Source organism: Microbispora corallina, from assembly GCF_016863035.1.
GTDB classification, from domain to species: Bacteria; Actinomycetota; Actinomycetes; order Streptosporangiales; family Streptosporangiaceae; genus Microbispora; species Microbispora corallina.
Genome location: NZ_BOOC01000082.1, coordinates 1 through 3,459, shown reverse-complemented (window position 1 = coordinate 3,459; position 3,459 = coordinate 1). Strand labels below are relative to the sequence as shown.

At 74.9% G+C, this 3,459-nt stretch carries 2 protein-coding genes; both read right to left on the bottom strand.

What is annotated here, in order from left to right; all coding sequences use genetic code 11:
* A partial coding sequence (locus Mco01_RS40440) for a polyketide synthase docking domain-containing protein (protein WP_204061780.1) occupies positions 1-127 on the bottom strand: 127 nt, incomplete at its 3' end.
* Positions 128-134: 7 nt separating this feature from the next.
* On the bottom strand, positions 135-3,459 hold a 3,325-nt coding region (locus tag Mco01_RS38590; protein ID WP_204061779.1), incomplete at its 5' end, for a type I polyketide synthase.

Genomic DNA, 3,459 nt, shown 5'->3' with positions numbered 1-3,459 from the left:
AGGCCATCCCCACGATCGCGATCGGCTCGCGCGACCTCGCCTCCAGCTGACGCAGCCGCCGTTCGGCCTGCTTGGTCTCGGCGATCGAGCGCTTGAGGTACTCGCGCAGCTTGTCGTCGTCGGCCATGAGGAGATCAGCCCCTGTCCAGGAGGTCGAAGAGTTCGTCGTCGGTGGCGGAGTCGAGGTCGAGGTCCTCGTCCTCCAGGTCGTCGCCGGTCGTGTCCAGCCGGGCGACCAGCGCCCGTAGTCGCGTGAGCACCTCGCCGCGCGCCTCGGTGCCGTCGAGGAGCCCGGCCTCCAGGTCGCGGAGTACGGCGAGAGGGTCGGGCGCCGGACGCCTGACCGGTTGGGGGCTCTCCACAGGGAGGTCCGCGGCGGCGGCGTCCAGCGCGGAGAGGATGTGCTCGGTCACCGCCGTGGGCGTCGGATAGTCGAAGATCAAGGTGGTGGGCAGCGGCAGCCCCGTGGCCGTCCGCAGCCGGTTGCGCAGGTCGACCGCGGTCAGCGAGTCGAGGCCGAGCTCCCGGAACGCCCTGGTCAACCCCACCGCGTCCCCGTCCGCGTGGCGCAGCACCGCCGCGACCTCCGTACGGACCAGGTCGAGCACGGCCTGGCGGCGCTCGGCGGGCTCCAGCCCCGCCAGCCGCCGTACGGGCGAGTCGGCCGGGCCCGCGGGCACGCCCGCGAACGTGTCCGCGGCGGTGGCCGCGGCACGGGAGGCGTCCAGCCAGTAGCGCGAGCGCTGGAACGCGTAGGTGGGCAGGGGCACGCGCCGCGCGCCGGCGCCGTCGAGCGCCGCCCCCCATGCGACCGGCACACCGCGGACGAACGCCTCGGCGAGCGAGATGAGGAACCGATCGAGCCCGCCCTGGTCGCGCCTGAGCGTGCCGACGGCAAGCGTGGGCGCCGCGTCCTCCGCGTCCAGGGTCTCGCTGATCGCGGCCGTGAGCACGGGGTGCGGACTGATCTCGACGAACGCCGCGTGACCCTGCGCGGCCAGTGCCCGGGTGGCCGTCTCGAAGAGCACCGGCCGCCGGAGGTTGGCGTACCAGTACGCCGTGTCCAGCTCCGCGCCGTCCACCCAGTCACCGGTGACGGTGGACAGCATCGGGATGGTCCCGGCGCGGGGCGTGATCGGCGCCAGGGCCTTGAGCAGCTCGTCGTGGATGAGCTCGACCTGAGCCGAGTGCGAGGCGTAGTCGACGGGGATCCGCCGGTTGCGCACCCCCTCGGCCTCCAGCGCGGTCAGCAGCCCGGTCAGCGCCTCCACCTCCCCGGAGACGACCACGCTGCCGGGCCCGTTGACGACGGCGACCGACAGCCGGTCTCCCCAGGGGGCGATGCGTGCCTCGGCCTCGGCCGGCGGCAGGGCCACCGACGCCATGCCGCCGTCGCCGGACAGGGTGCGGATGGCCTGGCTGCGCAGCGCCACGACGCGGGCGCCGTCCCGCAGCGACAGTGCCCCGGCCACCACGGCCGCGGCGATCTCGCCCTGCGAGTGGCCGGCGACGGCGTCCGGGTGCACGCCGTACGACCGCCACAGCGCCGCGAGGGCGATCATCACGGCCCACAGGACCGGCTGGACGACGTCGACCCGCTCCAGCCCCGGCGCGCCGGGGACCTGGCGGACGACGTCCAGCGGCGACCATTCGACGAACTCCCCGAGGGCCGCGGCGCACTCGGCGAACCGTTCCGCGAAGACCGGCGAGGTCTCCAGCAACTCGGCCGCCATCGCCGGCCACTGGCCGCCCTGGCCGGGGAACACGAAGACCACCTTGCCGGCGACGTCGGCCGTGCCACGGACGACGCTGTCGGGCAGTGCGTCCGCCCCCGCCAGCGCCCGCACGCCGGCGTCGAGCGCGGCCCGGCCGGCCCCGACCACCACGGCGCGCTCCGCGAGCAGTGCCCGGGCCGTCAGGAGCGAGTGCGCGACGTCCGCCGCGTCGAGGTCGTCGCGGCCCTCCAGGTACGTCGCGAGGCTCACCGCCTGGCCGCGCAGAGCCTCCGGCAGGTGGGCCGAGAGCACCCACGGCAGCGCCGGCGGCGTCGCGGCGCGCTCCCGGGCGGGCTCGTTCTCGGCCGGGGGCTGCTCCAGAATGACGTGCGCGTTGGTGCCGCTCACCCCGAACGACGAGACCCCCGCACGCTTCGGCCGGCCCGTGTCCGGCCACGGCCGCGCCTCGGTGAGCAGGCGGACGTCGCCGCTCGTCCAGTCCACGTGGGGGGTGGGCTCGTCCACGTGGAGCGTCCTCGGCAGCAGGCCGTTGCGCATCGCCATGATCATCTTGATGACCCCGGCGCCGCCGGCCGCGGCCTGCGTGTGCGCCACGTTCGACTTCAGCGAGCCGAGCCACAAGGGCTGGTCGCCGGCCCGGCCCTGCCCGTACGTCGCGAGCAGCGCCTGAGCCTCGATCGGGTCGCCGAGGGTGGTGCCGGTGCCGTGGGCCTCGACGGCGTCGACCTGGTCGGGGGAGAGGCCGGCGTTGGCGAGGGCCTGCCTGATCACCCGCTGCTGGGACGGTCCGCTGGGGGCGGTCAGGCCGTTGGACGCGCCGTCCTGGTTGACGGCCGAGCCCCGGACGACCGCCAGGATGGGGTGGCCGTTCCTGCGGGCGTCCGACAGCCGTTCGAGGAGCAGGAGACTGACGCCCTCGCCCCAGCCGGTGCCGTCGGCGGTGGAGGAGAAGGCCTTGCACCGGCCGTCCGGCGACAGGCCGCGCTGCCGTGAGAACTCGACGAACGTGGCCGGCGACGACATCACCGCCACGCCGCCCGCCAGCGCCAGGTCCGACTCGCCCGTACGGAGGGACTGCGCGGCCAGGTGCAGCGCCACCAGTGACGACGAGCACGCCGTGTCGACGGTCACCGCCGGGCCCTCGAAGCCGAAGGTGTAGGCCACGCGGCCGGTGGCGACGCTGCCGGCGCTGCCGTTGATGAGGTACCCCTCGAGGTCGCCGGGGACCTCCTCCAGCCGCGGCGCGTAATCGTGGTACATCATGCCCGCGAAGACGCCGGTACGGCTCCCTTTGAGCCGGTGGGGGTCGATGCCGGCCCGCTCGAACGCCTCCCAGGCGACCTCCAGCAGCAGCCGCTGCTGCGGGTCCATCGCGACGGCCTCCCGTGGGGAGATGCCGAAGAACGCGGCGTCGAAGTCGGCGGCGTCCCGGAGGAACCCGCCGTGCCGCGTGTACGACGTGCCCGGATGGTCGGGGTCGGGGTCGTAGAGCCGTTCGAGGTCCCATCCACGGTCGGACGGGAACTCCGACACCGCGTCGCCCCCCGCCTCGACCAGCCGCCACAGCGCCTCGGGCGACTCGATGCCTCCGGGGAGACGGCAGGCCATCCCGACGATGACGACCGGATCCTCGGCGACGGGCCCGCCGGCCGCCGCCTCGGCCCGCACCGGCTCCTCCCCCTCCGTACGGCCTCCGCCCAGCTCACGGTCGATGAGGACGGCG